The 16,522-nt window shown below is 72.3% G+C and carries 17 protein-coding genes; 7 read left to right on the forward strand and 10 right to left on the reverse strand.

The window, feature by feature from the left end:
• Complete coding sequence (locus CG740_RS01840) at positions 1 to 1,005, reverse strand: cytochrome c oxidase assembly protein (protein WP_234375995.1); 1,005 nt, start codon at positions 1,003 to 1,005, stop codon at positions 1 to 3.
• A gap of 209 nt (positions 1,006 to 1,214) precedes the next feature.
• On the opposite strand from CG740_RS01840, the gene CG740_RS01845 reads away from it, so the two are divergent.
• Both CG740_RS01845 and CG740_RS01850 read left to right on the forward strand, forming a co-directional pair.
• Positions 1,215 to 2,447, forward strand: coding sequence for a cytochrome P450 (locus CG740_RS01845; protein ID WP_100573616.1), 1,233 nt, complete (start codon positions 1,215 to 1,217; stop codon positions 2,445 to 2,447).
• Positions 2,448 to 2,489: 42 nt separating this feature from the next.
• On the forward strand, positions 2,490 to 2,681 hold the full coding sequence (locus tag CG740_RS01850) for a ferredoxin (protein ID WP_100573077.1): 192 nt from the start codon (positions 2,490 to 2,492) through the stop codon (positions 2,679 to 2,681).
• A gap of 18 nt (positions 2,682 to 2,699) precedes the next feature.
• Here the strand turns inward: CG740_RS01850 and CG740_RS01855 are convergent, their stop codons facing one another.
• The 3 genes from CG740_RS01855 to CG740_RS01865 form a co-directional block, all read right to left on the reverse strand.
• Positions 2,700 to 3,272: a TetR/AcrR family transcriptional regulator gene (locus CG740_RS01855; protein ID WP_100573078.1), complete on the reverse strand. Its 573-nt coding sequence runs from the start codon at positions 3,270 to 3,272 to the stop codon at positions 2,700 to 2,702.
• A complete protein-coding gene (locus CG740_RS01860) occupies positions 3,269 to 4,744 on the reverse strand; it encodes an MFS transporter (RefSeq protein ID WP_100573079.1) in 1,476 nt (491 codons plus the stop codon). The genes CG740_RS01855 and CG740_RS01860 overlap by 4 nt, the downstream gene beginning before the upstream one ends.
• 119 nt (positions 4,745 to 4,863) lie before the next feature.
• Positions 4,864 to 6,405, reverse strand: a complete 1,542-nt coding sequence (locus tag CG740_RS01865) for an alpha/beta hydrolase (protein WP_100573080.1) — start codon at positions 6,403 to 6,405, stop codon at positions 4,864 to 4,866.
• A 229-nt stretch (positions 6,406 to 6,634) separates the two neighbouring features.
• Here CG740_RS01865 and CG740_RS01870 point away from each other — a divergent pair, with 229 nt between their 5' ends.
• The gene (locus tag CG740_RS01870) at positions 6,635 to 7,474 is read left to right on the forward strand and encodes a hypothetical protein (protein WP_159030186.1); all 840 of its coding nucleotides are present in this window, start codon (positions 6,635 to 6,637) and stop codon (positions 7,472 to 7,474) included.
• Between the two features lie 161 nt (positions 7,475 to 7,635).
• Here CG740_RS01870 and CG740_RS01875 read toward each other — a convergent pair whose 3' ends face one another.
• The gene (locus CG740_RS01875) at positions 7,636 to 8,322 is read right to left on the reverse strand and encodes a transcriptional regulator (protein WP_100573082.1); all 687 of its coding nucleotides are present in this window, start codon (positions 8,320 to 8,322) and stop codon (positions 7,636 to 7,638) included.
• Positions 8,323 to 8,442: 120 nt separating this feature from the next.
• Entirely contained in the window at positions 8,443 to 9,561 is a 1,119-nt protein-coding gene (locus CG740_RS01880; RefSeq protein ID WP_100573083.1) for a hypothetical protein, read from the reverse strand.
• Between the two features lie 236 nt (positions 9,562 to 9,797).
• Between CG740_RS01880 and CG740_RS01885 the strand changes: the two genes are divergently transcribed.
• From CG740_RS01885 to CG740_RS01900, 4 genes are read left to right on the forward strand one after another with little or no spacing between them, the layout of a single operon-like run.
• The gene (locus CG740_RS01885; protein WP_100573084.1) at positions 9,798 to 10,277 is read left to right on the forward strand and encodes a MarR family winged helix-turn-helix transcriptional regulator; all 480 of its coding nucleotides are present in this window, start codon (positions 9,798 to 9,800) and stop codon (positions 10,275 to 10,277) included.
• On the forward strand, positions 10,274 to 11,128 hold the full coding sequence (locus CG740_RS01890) for an ATP-binding cassette domain-containing protein (protein WP_100573085.1): 855 nt from the start codon (positions 10,274 to 10,276) through the stop codon (positions 11,126 to 11,128). The genes CG740_RS01885 and CG740_RS01890 overlap by 4 nt, the downstream gene beginning before the upstream one ends.
• Entirely contained in the window at positions 11,088 to 11,966 is an 879-nt protein-coding gene (locus tag CG740_RS01895) for an ABC transporter permease (RefSeq protein ID WP_100573086.1), read from the forward strand. Before CG740_RS01890 ends, CG740_RS01895 begins: the two co-directional genes overlap by 41 nt.
• A 19-nt stretch (positions 11,967 to 11,985) precedes the next feature.
• Positions 11,986 to 12,786 carry a methyltransferase domain-containing protein gene (locus tag CG740_RS01900; protein WP_100573087.1) on the forward strand — a complete coding sequence of 267 codons (801 nt, stop codon included), beginning with the start codon at positions 11,986 to 11,988 and terminating at the stop codon, positions 12,784 to 12,786.
• Between the two features lie 22 nt (positions 12,787 to 12,808).
• On the opposite strand, the gene melC2 is transcribed toward CG740_RS01900, so the two are convergent.
• The 4 genes from melC2 to CG740_RS01920 form a co-directional block, all read right to left on the reverse strand.
• A complete protein-coding gene (melC2, locus tag CG740_RS01905; protein ID WP_100573088.1) occupies positions 12,809 to 13,636 on the reverse strand; it encodes a tyrosinase MelC2 in 828 nt (275 codons plus the stop codon).
• 54 nt (positions 13,637 to 13,690) lie between these two features.
• The gene (gene melC1 / locus CG740_RS01910) at positions 13,691 to 14,062 is read right to left on the reverse strand and encodes an apotyrosinase chaperone MelC1 (RefSeq protein ID WP_100573617.1); all 372 of its coding nucleotides are present in this window, start codon (positions 14,060 to 14,062) and stop codon (positions 13,691 to 13,693) included.
• 476 nt (positions 14,063 to 14,538) lie between these two features.
• Entirely contained in the window at positions 14,539 to 15,630 is a 1,092-nt protein-coding gene (locus tag CG740_RS01915; RefSeq protein WP_100573089.1) for a phosphatidylinositol-specific phospholipase C domain-containing protein, read from the reverse strand.
• A 201-nt stretch (positions 15,631 to 15,831) separates the two neighbouring features.
• Positions 15,832 to 16,278, reverse strand: a complete 447-nt coding sequence (locus tag CG740_RS01920) for a subtilase-type protease inhibitor (RefSeq protein WP_100573090.1) — start codon at positions 16,276 to 16,278, stop codon at positions 15,832 to 15,834.
• Between the last annotated feature and the right edge of the window lie 244 nt (positions 16,279 to 16,522).

The raw sequence follows: 16,522 nt of genomic DNA on the forward strand, positions 1-16,522 counted from the left end.
TCAGTCGCCGGGCCGCCGCGGGCGCATCCGCTGCCCGACCGTCCCGCCGTCGGTCTCCCACCAGGGCCGGACCAGCTCCGCCTCCTCCGGCCGCCCCCCGACGGGGGCGGCCGGAGCCAGTTCCGCGTCCAGTCGGCGGTCCAGCACGACGCGCTGGGCGCGGTCGGCGCGCGACCACTGCACCAGGATGGCGAGCAGGAACGGCAGCGACACCAGCTCCGCGATGGAGACCATCGCGCCGCCGCCGAGCTGCTGGTCGCGCTGGACGTCGGGCGCCCACGCGGGCGCGTGGTGCAGGTACCAGGCGCCCGCGATCAGGGTGCCGTGGGTCATCACGACGATGCCGGGCACCGCGTCGACGAGCCCGTCGAGGAAGACGAGCGCGGCCCGCACGGGATGGCTGCACCAGGCGGGCAGCGCGTCCTCGCGGGTGAGCACCGGCAGCACGAACAGGCTCCCGGCGAGCAGCAGTTGGAGATACATGAGCTCGTGCAGCGCGCTGTGGCGCAGCGCGCTCTCGAAGTACGGCGTGAAGTAGATGCAGAGCTCGGACGCGAGCACCAGGACGGTGCTCACCAGCGGGAAGGTGAGGAAGCGCACCAGGCGTCCGCTCATCGCGCGCTTGAGGCGCCCCGCGCCGCGCTCGGGCAGCGCGAGCATGCCGAGCCGCAGCGGATCGCCGAGCGCCAGGCCGAGCGGCGCGATCAGGTCGAGCAGGACGTTCTGCACGGCGGCCGGCCAGAACAGCTCGGTGTCGTACACCGCGAGCGCCGACATCGTGGCGACGGCCAGGCTGCCGAGGCCGAGCAGCGCGAAGGCCGCGATGCGCGGCAGCGGCCAGCGCTCGCCCCGGCGGCGCAGCCGGACCACGCCCCCGGCGTACAGGCCGCCCAGGACGGCGATCAGCAGCAGCGCGGCCACGTCCGGCCGCCACACCGAAAGCAGCCGCCCCGTCGTCAGCTCGGGCAGGCTCCCCGCCGCCACGCTCAGCGTCATACCGGACATCCGGGCCCATCTCCTCACCGGCCCGCACCGCACGACGAGCCGTCCACACGCTAGCCCCGCCGCCCGGCCACCCCCGCACCGGGCCCCCGGGGCCCCCGGGCGCGTTCGGCCGAAGGTGTGGATTCGGCCGAAGAACGCGTAGACGTCATAGGTGCCTGAGGCATGTAGTGGAGATCGGCAAGACGGATCCCTTCGCTTGCGAGGTCTACATGACAGGCAGCAAGACCAGCGTCACCACGGACCACTCCGCCACCGACACCGGCAGCGTCGACTTCCCGCAGGACCGCAGCTGCCCCTACCACCCGCCCACCGCCTACCAGCCGCTGCGCGACGAACGCCCGCTGGCCCGAGTCCGCCTCTACGACGGGCGGACCGTGTGGATGGTCACCGGGCTCGCCGAGGCGCGCGCCCTGCTGGCCGATTCCCGGTTGTCCACCGACCGGGAGAACGAGGCCTTCCCGTTGCCGACGGCCCGGTTCGCCGGGGTCACCAGGCGACGCGTCGCGCTGCTCGGCGTCGACGACCCCGAGCACGCCACCCAGCGCCGGATGCTGATCCCCAGTTTCACCCTCAAGCGGACGGCCTCGCTGCGGCCGCAGATCCAGGAGACCGTGGACCGCCTCCTGGACCGGATGGTCGCGCAGGGGCCCTCCGTCGACCTGGTCACCGCGTTCGCGCTGCCGGTGCCGTCCATGGTGATCTGCGCCCTGCTCGGCGTCCCGTACGAGGACCACGAGTTCTTCGAGGGCCAGTCCCGCAAGCTGTTGCGCGGGCCGGAGCCCGCCGACATCGAGGCGGCCCGCGACGCCCTGGAGGACTACTTCGTCAAGCTCATCGACCGCAAACAGAAGGAACCCGGCGACGGACTGCTCGACGAGCTGATCGAGCAGCGCCTCAACGAAGGCGCGCTGGACCGCCAGGAGTTGGTGGACTTCGCGACGATCCTGCTCGTCGCGGGCCACGAGACCACCGCCAACATGATCTCGCTCGGCACCTTCACGCTCCTCCAGCACCCGGAACAACTGGCCGAGTTGCGCTCCGACGCGGCGCTGATGCCGGCCGCCGTCGAGGAGTTGCTGCGCTTCCTGTCGATCGCGGACGGGATGCTCAGGGTGGCCCTGGAGGACATCGAGATCGGCGGCCGGACCATCCGGGCGGACGAGGGCGTCGTCTTCTCGACGTCGGTCATCAACCGGGACAGCGCCAGCTACGACGAGCCCGACCGGATCGACTGGCACCGCTCCACCCGGCACCACGTCGCCTTCGGCTTCGGCATCCACCAGTGCCTCGGCCAGAACCTGGCGCGGGCCGAGATGGAGATCGCGCTGCGCTCGCTCTTCGACCGGCTGCCCGGGCTGCGCCTCGCGGTGCCCGCCGCGGCGATCCCGTTCAAGCCGGGCGACACCATCCAGGGCATGCTCGAACTCCCCGTCACCTGGTAGCGGGACGGGGACCGGATGGGAACGAGAGGAAAGGAGCCGCGCATGCGGATCGGCATCGACACGGACGTCTGTATCGGCGCGGGCCAGTGCGCACTGACCGCCCCCGGCGTCTTCACCCAGGACGACGACGGGTTCAGCGCGTTGCTGCCCGGCCGTGAGGACGGCGCCGGCGACCCCCTGGTCCGCGAGGCCGCCCGGGTCTGCCCCGTGCAGGCGATCACCCTGGACGACTAGCGAAAAACCCGGTTCCGGTCAGTCCTCGGAGCCGGTGATCAGACGCTGCACAGCCGGCGCGTAGAGGTCCGCCAGCTGCTCGGGCGTGGCGCGTTCCCCGGCGCCGGGCCGGTGCAGGCTGAGGGTCGCGCCCAGGCCGAGCAGCAGACCGGCGATCAACTCGGCCCTCAACTCGCTGTCCCCGCCGCGCAGTTGACGAGCCAGCCGGGACGTGACCTGCTCGCGGAACCGCTCCCGCAGCAGGGTCCGTTCGTCCATGTTGCCCAGCGAGAACACCGCGCGGAGCAGCGGATCCCCCTGGTCCTCGCGCCGCATCCGGACCAGGGTCAGGACCAGGTGCCGCCCGAGCGCCTCCAGTGGCGCCGAGAACAGCGCGTCGGCGGCCGGCCCGAAATCCGCGACCGTGTGGAACAGCCGCTCCTTGCTGCCGAACCGCTTGACGATGAGCGAGGCGCTGACTCCCGCGTCGGCGGCGATCGAACGCATGGTGACCTCCGCGTACGGGCGCAGCGTGAACGCCCGCCGGGCCGCCCGCAGGATCGCGTCCTTGCCCGTCCCGGCCCCGTCCCCGGTGGGCTGCTGCCCGGTCATGCGCTCTCCTCGGCCGTCGTACGTCCCGTCGCGCCCTCGGCGCGGTCCGCTCCGACGGTAGCGGTGGTGGGCGTGGTGCGGCCCGGCAGGAACAGCGTGGCGACCAGGGCCGCGAGCGCGGCACCGGCGGCGATCAGGAACACCAGGAGGTAGGCGTGCAGGGTCGGCGCGGTGCGGCCGCCCACCTGGAAGGTGACGTTGGCCAGGATCGCGGCGACCACCGCGCTGCAGCAGGCCTGGCCGACCGAGCGCATCAGGGTGTTGAGCCCGTTGGCGGCGCCCGTCTCGCTCACCGGGACCGCGCGCATCACCAGGGCGGGCAGTGCCGAGTACGCGATCGCGGTGCCGCAGGCCACCACCGTGGCCCCCGCGATGATCAGGGGCAGGCTGTGGCTGGTGAAGAACCGCACCCCGTAGCCCACGGCCATGATCGCCGCGGCGAGCGCGAGCGCGGCCTTCGGCCCGTACTTCGCCGAGATCTTGGCCGACACCGGGGAAAGGGCCACCATCGCGAGACCGCCCGGCAGCAGGCAGAGGCCGCTGACCACGATGGACGCGCCGAGCCCGTACCCGGTGGCCTTGGGCTCCTGCACCATCTGCGCGGTGACGAGGGAGTTGGCGTAGAAGGCGAAGCCGATCAGGAGGGCGGCCACATTGGTGAGCAGGACGGCGGGCCGAGCCGAGACGCGCAGGTCCACCAGGGGGGAGCGGGTGCGCAGTTCGTACGCGCCCCACAGCGGCCAGATCACCACGGCCGCGCCGAGCAGGGCCAGCGTGCGCGGCGAGGTCCAGCCCCAGTCGGCGCCCTGGGTGATGGCGAGCAGCACCGCGACCAGGGCCGCCGAGAGGCCGAGCGCGCCCACCCCGTCGAACCGGCCGCGCGAGCGCAGGGGCGACTCCGGCACGACCCAGAGGACCAGGACGATGTCGAGCACGCCGAGCGCGGCCGAGGCCCAGAACATGGTGTGCCAGTCGAAGTGCTCGACGACCAGGGCCGCGACCGGCAGTCCCACGGCCGCGCCGATGCCGAGCGTCGAACTCATCAGGGCCACCGAGGACAGCACCTTCGCGGGCGGCAGTTCGTCGCGCATGATGCTGATGCCCAGCGGAATCACGGCGAGGGCCGCCCCCTGGAGGGCGCGGCCCGCGATCAGGACCCCGATGTGGGAGCTGACCGCGCACATCACGGAGCCCGCCGTGAGCACCCCGAGCGAGACGAGCAGCAGCCGGCGTTTGCCGTACATGTCCCCGGCCCGGCCGAGCACCGGGGTGAACACCGCCCCGGTCAGCAGCGTGACCGTGACCAGCCAGCTGGCCGCCGCCGGAGTGCTGCCGGTGAGGGCCGGCACATGCGGGAGCAGCGGCACCACCAGTGTCTGCATCACGGCCACGACGACCCCGCAGAACGCCAGGACTCCGACGAAGAAGCGGGGACGCGGCGGATCGGCGGGCACGGGTATCGCTGGGGGCATGACTCTCCGTACGGCTGGAGCGCGGACAGGGGTGCACAGATGTTCACCCCCAGGGTAAACGCTTGTGCACCCCTCGTTCCCCGCCCCGGGCCGGAATCCTGGCCAGGGGCCGGGCAGGCTCAGCCGCGCGCGGCGGGTCCGGGCAGCGGCACGCCCGGGCAGCCGGTGTCCTGCGCGGGGAGCGCGCCGTCGAGGAGGTAGTCCTCGACGTGGGCGTCCGCGCACGCGTTGCCGTTCTGGAACTGGCCGTGGTCGCCGTCGGGCACGGTGATCAGGCGCGATCCCGCGAGCGCGCGGTGGGCCCGCAGCGCCCCCTCGTAGTACGCCGCCGGATCGTGGGTGGAGTTGAGCATGAGGACGGGCGGCAGCCCCTTGCCGGTCACCTCGATCTGCGGAGCCCTGGTGCGCGGCCAGTTCGAGCAGATCGCCGCGAACGTCAACTCCCGTGCTCCGGCAAGGGGGTTGACACGGGTGGCTTGGGCGCTCTCGTTCACCCAGTAGCGGCGGTCGCGCTTCCACGGGGTTTCGCCGCAGGTGACCGCGGTGAAGTCGGCGAAGAAGTTGGCTCCCATGGAGTGGCGCAGCTGCTGCGCCGCGGTCCTGCGCGCGTCGGCGGACGCGGCCCCGGGGTCTTCGAGCAGGACCAGCTGAGCCGCGAGCGTCTGGAACCCGCCGTCCGCCGTGTACATCGCGTTGGTCGCGGCGACATCGAGCTGGTTGGGGGTGACCGTCGTGCCGTCGAGGTCGAGCGGGCGGTCGCGCAGCGCGGCCCGCAGCCGCTCGTAGGAGGCCTCGGCCTCGGCGGGCGTACGGCCCTGGTGGTACGCGGCGTCGTTCTTCGCCAGCCACGGCAGGAAATCCTGCTCGAACCGGCGCTGGAAGCTCATCGGCTGCCCGGCCAGGAACGACTCCCAGCCGCGGGTGAAGTCCACCGTGCTGTCCAGGACGACCCGGTCGACCCGCCGCGGGAACTCGGTCGCGTAGTACGCCCCGAGGACGGTGGCGTAGGACGGGCCGTAGTAGGACACCTTGTCCACGCCGAGCAGTGAGCGGTACAGGTCCATGTCGTGCACGGCCTGGTCGGTGGTGAGGTACGGCAGGAGTCCGCCCGAGGCGCGCTCGCAGTCCGCGACGAAGTCACGGGCCCGGTCGAAGGTGGCGTCGATCGCGCGCGGCGAGCGGTCCCGCAGATCGCCACTGGTGAACAGGGCGTCGACCTTGTCCTGGTCCGAGCAGACCACGTTGGTGCTCGCCCCCACGCCGCGCTGGTCGAAGCTGACGACGTCGTACGCCGCCGCGAGCTTCGGGCTGAGCCCGGTGAGAGTGGCCGGACGCTTCAGGCCCGATGCCCCCGGCCCGCCCGCCGCCATCATGAGCACGCCCCGGCGCTTCGACGGGTCGGCCGCCCGGTGCCGGGAGACCTCGACGGTGAGGCCCGGCCCGGCGCCGGGGTGGTACCAGTCCCGCGGCACGGCCATCGGCGCGCACTCCAGCTCGCCGCCGGAGCACGACTGCCAGTCGAGCTTTTGCAGACGGTACCGGTCGGGCACGGGCGGGGCGCTGTCGGCGGCCCTCGCCGCCGCCCCCGGCAGGGCCGCGGCGGCGAGCATCCCGCACGCCACGGCGGCGGCCCAGCGGCTCGTCTTCCTGATCAACTGCATGTGTTTCGCTCCCCGTTGGGATCGCTCCCCTTGCGGTGAATCGGTCACCAGGGATCGTCCCGCGCCCCGGCCGGTGCCCTCGATCCCGCCACCACCCCGATCCGGGGTGGCACGAATGCCACCCCGGGGGTGGCACGGGGGGTACCACGCCGGCGATCAAGGGTCGCCGCTTCGCCCAGGACTGCCCGGTCGGTCGTCAAGTCCCGCCGGGTGCAAGGAGAATGGGCCGATGAACGCATCTCGAAGGATCGTGAAAGTGGCCGCTCCCGCGCTGGTGGCGGTCGCGGCGGGGGCGGTGGCCGTGGCCACGCTGACCGCGCGGTCGCCGGACGGCGACGGCATGGCGGCGCGCCGGGCTTCTCCGGGACAATCCGCAACTCCCTTGATATCGGCGTCGGTTGGCGGCGGAGACGATCCCGCGGGCTGGAAGCTGCCGATCGAGACGTACATGTTCAGCAAGTCGCAGGTCCACACGATGAACAGCAGACGGGCCGCGCTGATGGCCGACTGCGTGAAGCGCGCCGGCCTCCCGGCACCGGACCCGGCCCCCGACGCCCCCGACCTCGACGGGCGGACCGAGACCGATCTGCGCTACGGGATCCACGACGCCGCCCTGGCCGCCCGGCGCGGCTACCACCCGGACGCCGCCGACCAGGAGGCGCACGACCGAGCGATCGCGGCGGGTGCGGCGGTCCCGGCCGGAGCGGACGGGGCCGTGGTGCGCGGCTGCTCCGATGAGGCCGGTGTCACCGTGCCCGCGCCCACCCAGGCGGAGGTGGTGGAGGCGATCGCGCGTGACTCCTACGCGCGATCGGCCAGAACCCCCGACGTCACGGCGGTCTTCGCGCGCTGGTCGGCCTGTATGAAGGCGAAGGGCTACTCCTACGCCCAACCGATGGACGTCAACGACGACCCCCGCTTCCACGACCGGGACGGAGTCCGGGATGCGGAGATCGCCACGGCGACGGCGGACGTCGCCTGTCGCCGGCGGATTCCTGTGGCGAAGGTGTGGTTCGAGGCCGAGTCGGCGTTGCAGACGGAGGCGATCAAGGCGAACAGGGCGTCCTGAACACGGTCCGGGCCGGCATCGAGGAAGCCGTCGGCCGGGCCGCCGCACCCGAGGGTTCCTGAGTCCCAGGCTGCGGCACCCCGGCGCTCCTGGGCCCGGGGCTGCCGCGCCCGAGGCTTCCCGGTGACGAGGCCCCGGGCGGTTCCGGCGCCCGGGGCCTCCTAGTCGGCGTCGGCGTCGGCGTCCGCGAGCGTGTTCCAGAACATCGACTCGTAGGTCTGGAGCAGCCGCCCGTAGTGCGCCCCGCTGCCGAGGCCATCGCCGTGCGCGTCGTCGGAGCCGGCCGCGACGGCGGCCACCGCCCGCTGTTCGAGCTCGGGGGCCGGTCCGGCGAAGAAGTCGAAGAAGCCGCACGCCTCGTCGGCGAAGCCGTAACGGGTGCGCAGCGCCGCGCCGATGCGGGCGCAATAGCCGCCCCAGGCCGCGAAGTTGGCGGTGAGGGCGAGGGCCACGCTCGGCGGCTCGCCGTTCAGGGCCAGCCAGGACACATAGGCCGGGTAGGCCTGGCAGCCCGCCCGCGGCAGGTACTGACCGACGGCCTCGGGGGTCAGCCCGCAGGCGCGCTCGTAGGCCGCGAGCCGGTCGAGGGCCAGGGTCTCGCCCTCGGTGAGCGTGCCGAAGAACGCCGCGCACGCGCTGCCGGGCCCCGAGCGCTCAGCCAGGAACGCGAAGGCGCGCCGGTCCGGCGCGATGATGTGGCGCTGCTCCAGGGCGAGCCCGGCGAGCGCGGACAGCGGCGCCGTGCCGGCCTCGACGAGCGGCAGGAGGCGGTTGTCGTGCGGCCCGGGCGCGAGTTCCGCGGCCGTCGCCGCGATGATCTCCTCGGCCGGACGCCTCTGACGAGTCATGGGGGACCTTCTTCGCCGGTCTGCCGATGCGGTCGCCGACAGCCTCTCACGCGGTACGGGCCGGGGCTGAGCCATCCGGCCCCGGGCCGTGCGCCACGCGTCCGCGGATGCGGCCGTGCGTCACGCGCCGACGGAGGCGGGCCGCTGCCGTCGCCGCCGGTCGCGGGTGCGGTCGCGCTGCGGCCACAGGAGTACGTACACCGTCGACACGAGCACGAAGGCCAGCCGGATCAGCCCGCGTGCCGCGTCGTCCGGCACCACGAACACGCTCCCGTACAGGGTCAGCAGCGCGAGCCAGCTCCACCAGGGCACCAGCCTGCGCTGACCGATCACGTCCCACAGCAGGGTGCCGAGCAGGACGGAGGCGGTGTAGTACGTGTAGACGCTGGGGTCGAGCACGATCCGCGCGTTGGCGCCGAGCAGCACCACCGCCGCCCACCGCCCCCGCCACACCGCGATCGCGCCGAGCAGCAGGCCGAGCGCGGCCTGAGCGGGCCGGTCCCAGCCGGGCGTCTCGGCGTCGGCGACACCGAGCCAGCGCAGTGCGGACGCGGGCTGGTTGGGTATCGCGAAGCCGGCCGCCGACATCGAGTGCGGATTGCTGAGGAAGAACGGCGCCCAGGCGATGGCGAGCACCGCGGCGCACCACAGCCCGGCCCGCAGCCACTGGTGCCGCGGCAGGGCGAAGAGCAGCGCGGCGAACGTCACCGCGGTCGGCTTGGAGTCCATGGCGAGCGCCAGCCACACGCCGGTGCCCACCGGGCTGCCCCGGGTCACCGAACGGACCGCGAGCGCGGTGAAGAACAGCGCGAGTACGTCGTCGAGGTGGCCGAAGCGCACCGACACCTCGATCCACATCGGGATGAAGGCGAGCCCCGCGATCAGCACCCGCTGCCGCAGCCGCTGGTGGTTGGTGCCGGTTCCCAGGAAGTGCCAGGCGGCGCTGCGCCCGGCGATGACCACGATGACCAGGCCGAGCACCGACATCAGGAGCGCCGCGAGGAACTGCCCGGTCCGCTCGGGGAACGGGTTGAAGAGGCCCGCCGTCAGAAAGCTGACCGGGCCCATCTGGAGCTCGGGATGGTGGGCGTAGAGATTGAGCCCGCCGGTGCCGTCGCCGGACGGGCCCTGGTAGATGAGCTCGCCCCCGGCCCGCAGATAGTGCCAGGAGAAGCCGCCGTTGGGCTCCACCACGGCGAACCAGAGCGCGGTCCATGCGGAGAGCAGGATGAGGTGCATCCTCTGACTGATGGCCGGCACGTTGTGTTCAGCTCCCGTTTCCCTGCCCGATGCGAATGACCTTCCGTGGAGCACGCGGGGCCCCGGGGAAAGATGTCATGCGGCGCCGGTTCGTTCGCACAGCGGGCCCACATGTGCTGATCGCCACACTCCCCAGCGGGTTTGACCCCGCTCCGGGGCTTCGCGGCGACGACGCCCCCTGGTCATTAGCTCTGAGTGAGAGATAAAATGGGGACATGGCCGCCGATGAGCCCGAACCGGAAGCGCCCGAACCGCTCGACGACTCCTTCGCCGATGTGCTCGCCGCCGTCCAGCGGCTCGTCCGGCGCCGGCTGCGCCGCGGGCTGAGCGCGCCCCGGCTGCGCGGCGCCCACATCGAACTGCTCGGACTGGTCGCCGCCCGGCCCGGCATCGGCGTTTCGGCCGCCGCCAAGGAGCTCTACCTGGCGGGCAACTCGGTCTCCACGCTGGTCAACCAGCTGGTGAAGGGCGGATATCTGAGCCGCGAGACCGATCCGGGCGACCGCCGCTCGGCCCGGCTCCACGCCACCCCGGCCGCCCTCGACCGCCTGCACGACTGGCAGCGCCGCCGGGCCGCGCTCGTCCGGGAGCAGGTGGCGCGCCTCGACCCGGCCGACCGGGCCGCGCTGGCCGCCGCGATGCCCGCACTGCGCCGGCTCGCCGAGAACCTGCACGAGGAAGCGGAGGGGTCATGAGTGACGACGACGCTGCGAACGACGGCGCTGCGGTGCGGTGCGACGGCCTGGAGTACGCCTTCGGGCAGACCAGAGCCGTCGACGGGCTCGACCTGGCCGTCGCCACCGGCGAGGTCTTCGGGCTGCTCGGCCCGAACGGCGCGGGCAAGACCACCGCGATCCGCTGCATCACCACCCTGCTGCCCGTACCGGCGGGCCGGGTCCGGGTGTTCGGGCACGACGCGGCCAAGGAGCGGATGGCGGTGCGCCGGCTGCTCGGCTACGTACCGCAGCAGCTGTCCGCCGACTCCGGTCTGACCGGGCGCGAGAACGTGGCCCTGTTCGCCCGGGTCTTCGACGTGCCCCGCAAGGAACTCGCCCGGCGCGTCGAGCAGGCCCTGTACGCCGTCGGCCTGACCGAGTCCGCCGACCGGATGGCCAAGACGTACTCGGGCGGCATGATCCGCCGCCTCGAACTGGCGCAGGCGCTGGTCAGCGCGCCCCGTCTGCTGATGCTCGACGAGCCGACCATCGGGCTCGACCCGATAGCCCGCACCAGCGTGTGGGAGCACATCAACGCGGTACGCCGGGCCACCGGCATGACCGTCCTCGTGACCACCCACCACATGGACGAGGCCGATCAGTACTGCGACCGCCTGGCGCTCATGCACCGCGGACGGATCCGAGCCCTGGGCACGCCCGAGGGCCTCAAGGCCGAACTGCGCGAGCGCCGCGGCCCGAGCGGCCCCGATGACCCGCCGCCCACCCTGGAGGACGTCTTCCGCGACGTCGCGGGACGTGGGCTCGACAGCCAGGGAGGTGACTTCCGCGATGTCCGCAGCACCCGCCGCACCGCAACCCGCCTCGGCTGAGGCCTCCGGCACCGCTGGGGGCGAGAAGGCCGGCGCCCTCGATCTGCTGCTCGTCCCGCCGCGGGCCCGCACCGGCTGGCGGCTGCTGCCGGCCCGGGTCGGCGCGCTGTGCAGGGTCGAACTGCAAAAGCTCCGGCACGACCGGGCCGAGCTCTACACCCGGGCCGTACAGCCCGCCCTGTGGCTGCTCATCTTCGGTGAGACGTTCACCCGCATCAAGGCGATCCCCACCGGCGGCATCCCCTACATCGACTATCTGGCGCCCGGCATCATCGCCCAGTCCGCCATGTTCATCGCCATCTTCTACGGCATCATGATCATCTGGGAGCGGGACTCGGGCATCCTCACCAAGCTCCTCGTCACCCCCACCCCGCGCTCCGCCCTCATCACCGGCAAGGCCTTCGCGGCCGGCGTCAAGGCGCTGATCCAGGCGGTCGTGGTGATCGCCATCGCGGCCCTGCTCGGCGTGGCCCTCACCTGGAACCCGCTGCGGCTGCTCGGCGTCGCCGCGGCCGTGGTCCTCGGCTCGGCCTTCTTCTCCTGTCTGTCGATGACGATCGCCGGGATCGTGCTGACCCGCGACCGCCTGATGGGCATCGGGCAGGCCATCACGATGCCGCTGTTCTTCGGCTCCAGCGCCCTCTACCCGGTGTCGATCATGCCGGGCTGGCTCCAGGCCGTCAGCAAGGCCAACCCGCTCAGCTACCAGGTCGACGCGCTGCGCGGACTGCTGCTCGGCACCCCGTCCCATCTCGCCCTCGACTACGGGGTGTTGCTGCTCGCGGCGGCCCTCGGCATCCTCGCGGCCTCCTCGCTGCTCGGCAGGCTGGCCCGCTGAGGCTGCCATCATGATCCCCATGACCGAGGACGACGGATACCTCCTGGACAACCGGCAGGCCGAGGCGGGGGAGCGGTTCGACGCGCTCGCCGAGCTCTTCGACGCCGCCACGTTCCGCCACTTCGACGCCCTCGGCCTGACCGCCGGGCACCGGGTCTGGGAGGTCGGCGCGGGCGGCCTCTCCGTGCCGAGGGGTCTGGCCGAACGGGTCGGCCCCGAGGGGTACGTCCTCGCGACGGACCTCGACACCGGCTGGCTGACCGGAGTCACCCCGCCGCCCCGTGTCGAGGTGCGGCGGCACGACGTCGGGCGCGACGAAGCGCCCTCGACGGCCTTCGACTTCGTGCACGCGCGCCTGGTCCTGGTCCACGTCACCGACCGGGCCCGGGCGCTGCGCACGATGGCCGGGGCGCTGCGCCCCGGCGGCGTCCTGCTCGTCGAGGACGCCGACCCCGCACTCCAGCCGCTGCTCTGCCTCGACGAGTACGGCCCCGAACAGGAACGCGCCAACCGGCTGCGCCGCGCCTTCCGCCAACTCCTCGCCGAGCGCGGCGCCGACCTCTCCTACGGTCGCAAACTCCCGCGCCTGCTGCGGGAGTTGGGCCTTGAGCAGGTCGAGGCCGACGCGTACTTCCCGGTCACCTCGCCGGCCGGCGCCGTGCTCGAAGCGGCCACCGTGCGCCAGGTCAGGGGCCAGCTCGTCGACAGGGGCCTGGCCGACGACGAGGAGATCGAGCGCCATCTGGCGAGCGTCGCCGCCGGCCGTCTCGACCTGGCGACCTCGCCGATGATCTCCGCCTGGGGCCGCCGCCCGGCCTGAGCACGACCGGCGGCCGGGACGGCTAGGCCGCGGTGTCGTACGTGTAGTAACCCCTGTGGTCCAGCATGTCCGCCGGGGTCACGTTGTTCCACGGCCGCATCGTGTCGTGCAGGTCCACGACGTCCCGCGTGCCGGCCGCCGGCAGGTACGGCGAGGCCGGGTGCTTGGCCTGCCACTGCGACCACAGCTTGTCGACGAACGCGTGGTGCATCCAGAACACCGGGTCGTTGGGCGAGGCCCCGGTCGCCATCTGGCCGCCCACCCACACATGGACGCGGTTGTGCAGATTGACCCCGCGCCAGCCCTCCAGATGGTTGCGGAAGCCGTCGGAGGCACTGTTCCACGGCGCCATGTCGTACGTCGCCATGGCGAGGACGCTGTCGACCTCGGCGCGGGTCGGCAGCTGGGCGACCGAGGCGCCGAGCGCCCGGCGCAGATAAGTGCGGCCGTCCACCCGGACGTTGAGGGGCCAGCCGCCCGCGCTCTGCGCGAAGGGCCCGTCCATCACCTGGCCGTCCCGGCTGCGGCCGGTGCCGCCGAGGAAGTCGGCCGCCCACAGCGAGGCCGTCGGGGTGCGGTCCACCGTCCAGTCCCAGTACGGCAGGGTCACCGACGGGTCGACCGACTGGAGGGCCTGCTCGAACTCGATGAGGAATCTGCGGTGCCAGGGCAGGAAGGACGGCGAACGGTGGCCGACCCGGTCGCCCGTGTCGGTGTCGCTCATGATGAACGCGTTGTGCGTGCTGACGAAGGTGTCGTACCTTCCGCTCCGCTTCAGCTGGAGCAGCGCGTCGACGAGTCGGCGCTTCTCGGTGGCGGTGAGGTCCGCCTGGTTCTTGCGAACGGCCATGGCTGTGCTCCTGGTTGGGCGTGGGACGAGAGGGGGACGGCGGTGGTGGCCGGATCAGGCGAGCGGGACCAGGGAGGCGCCCTGGAGCTCCACCACGGCGGCGCGGGCGACCGCGCGGGGCGTGGCGAAGGTCTCGTAGTGGTTCACGACGCTGATCCAGGTGCCGTCGGCGTTCCGCATCACATGCAGCTCCTGGCCGTCTATGCGCACGCCGTAGCCACCGCCGTGGTGCAGGTGCCCGGCGGCGGGCGCGCCCTGTATCCGGCGGCCCTGGAACACCTCGTCGAACGCCTCGGGCACGTCATGAGCCGCGTGGGTGTCCAACTGGCCGCTCGGTACGGCGGCGTGGGCACTGCCCGCCAGGGCGAGTCCGGCGAGGGTGCCGGCGGTGACGCCGATGGCCTGGCGGCGGGTGGGTCGGGACAGTCGGGAGGGTTGAGACATGGCAATCCCCATTGCTTCGCGGCGAGTTGGCGCGCGGGCCCGCCGGGAGGCATTCGACCGGCCTGGTCACGGCCGGGATGCCCGGCGAACCGGTGCGGATCCATCCCTACCGGTCGGGGCGGCGTGGCAAGAAGCGGCGAGCGGACGGTTGGCCGCTATGCGGACATGTCCCGATTCGAAGTGCAGGGTTCAACAAGGGGGATCTTGCTGAACCCGCGTCACTTGGGCGTCGCTGGTGAAGATTCTCTCTGGCATATGCCAAGTTTGTGAAAATCTTGTTGCTGTGCCGTGGCGGATGTGTCTGGCCTCACGTGCGCAACCTGACCGGAAACGCGCACCGAGGACCGGCCAGTGGCCTGAACCGGCTCGGGGGAGGGAAGCGGAACGGCGGCCCGACCCGGCTCTCCTGTCGTGCGAGCGGGGTCGGGCCGCCGTTCCCTCCGGCCGGTGGAGCCGGACTACCCCACGCCGCGCGGCAGGGCCAGCGACTGGACCTGGGGAAGCGAGGTCCAGTCGTTCGAGGCGACGCTTGCGTGGGCCGCGGCGAGGCGGGCCACCCGCGCCTGTGCGTCCGCCGGTGAGGGGTTCTTGTCGTCGAGGGCCGGCGCGACGTTCTGCGCGTCGGTCATGACGACGAAGTAGTGGTGGGTGTCGTACCAGGCGGTGTCGATCGTGCCGCCGAGATACGTCGCCGCATCCCCGTCGAAGACGACGAACCACGGGCGGATCGAGGTGTCCGCGTAGCGCGAACGGGGGTCCCCGGCTTGGGCGTTGTGGACCGCGGGGAAGACCTGGGCCTGGCCGGTGCGGCCGGCCGCCGCCAGATCGCGCAGGTGGCGCGCGTACTCGACGTCCGTCCACAGGGTGTCGGTGGGGTTGCCCTCCTCGACCGTGCCCGGGATCACTTCGAGCATCACCTTGCCCGCGAGCGCCTGACGGGTCGGCCAGTTGCCGGCGACCGAAGCCTCGTCGAGCGTGGCGTACTGGCCGCCGCCGGGCTTGGCGAGCAGGTCCGCCGGGCGGAAGACCGCCGAGCCGAGGTGGTCGCTGATCGTCTGGTCCAGCTTGGCCGGGCTCATGCCGTAGGTGGTCTGGAAGCCCGCCTTCATCTCCAGCTTGATGACGAGCGGCGGATGCCCGGGGTGGGCGCCGAGCCACACCCGTACGTCGTCCAGGCAGCTCTCCAGGTTCTTGTTGGCGCCGCCGGTGTAGAGCTGGGCGGGGGTGGCGGCGTTGACGCAGTTGTTGCTGTTGCCGAGGGGGTTGGAGTGGCTGACCTTCCACTCCTTGGTGATGAAGTCGTCCCAGACGTCGAGCTCGATCATCGAGGTGCCGGAGTCCAGGGCCTGTGCCAGATAGGGGAAGGCCGCCGGGTCGTAGGTGTTGTGCAGCCCGGAGACGGTGGCCCCGGACAGCGGCAGGGTCTCGGGTCCCGCCGCGGATGCGCTGCCGCCGGCGCCCGCCGCGGCGAGGGCGAGGCAGGCGGCGAGCGCGCCGAGCAGGGTGGTGCGCGGCCGGGGCGCGAATCGTCTGGGCCGGGGATCCGACACGGGTCCTCCTAGTGGGGGGTGACTCTCCGTCAGGACAGTTCCATCGCCGAGTGAAGCGACGAAGACATGTCAAGTAACACGAGTTGGAATCCTTCTGTCACCCCCTGCGGCCGGTCCGGTCGCAGTTGGCGCTCGTGGGTGTCGACGGGGTCAACCTGGCGTCGGGAAAGGGGCGTTGGGTACTGCCCCGGTGCCGAGCGCCTAGAAGTTGAACACGGCCTCGGAACCGGCCGCCTTCAGGCAGGAGTTGGCGTACGTCTGCACATGGCTGACGCGCTTGCCGTTCCAGACGCCGTCCGCCCGCACGGTCACCGGCTGCCACACCTGGGTACACAGGCGTGGGGCGCCACTTGCGGCGAGGGCGGTGAAGTCGCCCTGCACGTTCCTGAGTTCGGCGCAGGCAGCGGCCGGGGCGGGGTGGGTTCCGGAGGGAGTCGGGGCGCAGCTGAGGGTGACGGCGCGCTGGACGGAGGCGCCCTCGTCGCCGGTGCCGGGCTCGATGCTGATGACGAGCGCGGACGGCGGGTACAGGCTCAGCGGCTTCGCGGCCTCGGCCGGCGCCGCGGCCGCGCTGCCGAGTCCGGTGCCGATGAGTCCGTTGGCGAGTAGGGCGACGGCGACGGCGCCGACTGCTGCGATCTTCCGCATTTCGAACACTCCTGGGGTTGGTTTCCGAAGAACGAACAGGAGTCTGTACCGCGGTGGGCGGTCCCGTGCGCCACGCCGGACACATTCGGTCACGCGAAGTAACTCACCGAAGCCGCATCGATGCAGGCGGCCGGACGGGAGCGCAGGTCGCCGAGTCGGTCAAGGTCGGCCAAAAGAAAGGCATGAAGAGGTATATGAAGTCGATTTCCAGGCAATGAATGGGTGAATTCTGGGAATCTTAGGC

Origin of the sequence: Streptomyces sp. CB01201 (assembly GCF_002803085.1) — a bacterium.
GTDB lineage: Bacteria > Actinomycetota > Actinomycetes > Streptomycetales > Streptomycetaceae > Streptomyces > Streptomyces hundungensis.

Bases quoted from the DNA above. Each gene is read 5' to 3' on its own strand.
- CG740_RS01900 (WP_100573087.1), top strand. From the start codon at position 11,986: ATGACCGAGGACGACGGATACCTCCTGGACAACCGGCAGGCCGAGGCG.
- CG740_RS01850 (WP_100573077.1), top strand. From the start codon at position 2,490: ATGCGGATCGGCATCGACACGGACGTCTGTATCGGCGCGGGCCAGTGC.
- CG740_RS01840 (WP_234375995.1), bottom strand. From the start codon at position 1,005: ATGTCCGGTATGACGCTGAGCGTGGCGGCGGGGAGCCTGCCCGAGCTG.
- CG740_RS01890 (WP_100573085.1), top strand. From the start codon at position 10,274: ATGAGTGACGACGACGCTGCGAACGACGGCGCTGCGGTGCGGTGCGAC.
- CG740_RS01875 (WP_100573082.1), bottom strand. From the start codon at position 8,322: ATGACTCGTCAGAGGCGTCCGGCCGAGGAGATCATCGCGGCGACGGCC.
- CG740_RS01860 (WP_100573079.1), bottom strand. From the start codon at position 4,744: ATGCCCCCAGCGATACCCGTGCCCGCCGATCCGCCGCGTCCCCGCTTC.
- CG740_RS01870 (WP_159030186.1), top strand. From the start codon at position 6,635: ATGAACGCATCTCGAAGGATCGTGAAAGTGGCCGCTCCCGCGCTGGTG.
- CG740_RS01920 (WP_100573090.1), bottom strand. From the start codon at position 16,278: ATGCGGAAGATCGCAGCAGTCGGCGCCGTCGCCGTCGCCCTACTCGCC.
- CG740_RS01845 (WP_100573616.1), top strand. From the start codon at position 1,215: ATGACAGGCAGCAAGACCAGCGTCACCACGGACCACTCCGCCACCGAC.
- melC2 (WP_100573088.1), bottom strand. From the start codon at position 13,636: ATGGCCGTTCGCAAGAACCAGGCGGACCTCACCGCCACCGAGAAGCGC.
- CG740_RS01855 (WP_100573078.1), bottom strand. From the start codon at position 3,272: ATGACCGGGCAGCAGCCCACCGGGGACGGGGCCGGGACGGGCAAGGAC.
- CG740_RS01880 (WP_100573083.1), bottom strand. From the start codon at position 9,561: ATGCACCTCATCCTGCTCTCCGCATGGACCGCGCTCTGGTTCGCCGTG.
- CG740_RS01865 (WP_100573080.1), bottom strand. From the start codon at position 6,405: ATGCAGTTGATCAGGAAGACGAGCCGCTGGGCCGCCGCCGTGGCGTGC.
- CG740_RS01885 (WP_100573084.1), top strand. From the start codon at position 9,798: ATGGCCGCCGATGAGCCCGAACCGGAAGCGCCCGAACCGCTCGACGAC.
- CG740_RS01895 (WP_100573086.1), top strand. From the start codon at position 11,088: ATGTCCGCAGCACCCGCCGCACCGCAACCCGCCTCGGCTGAGGCCTCC.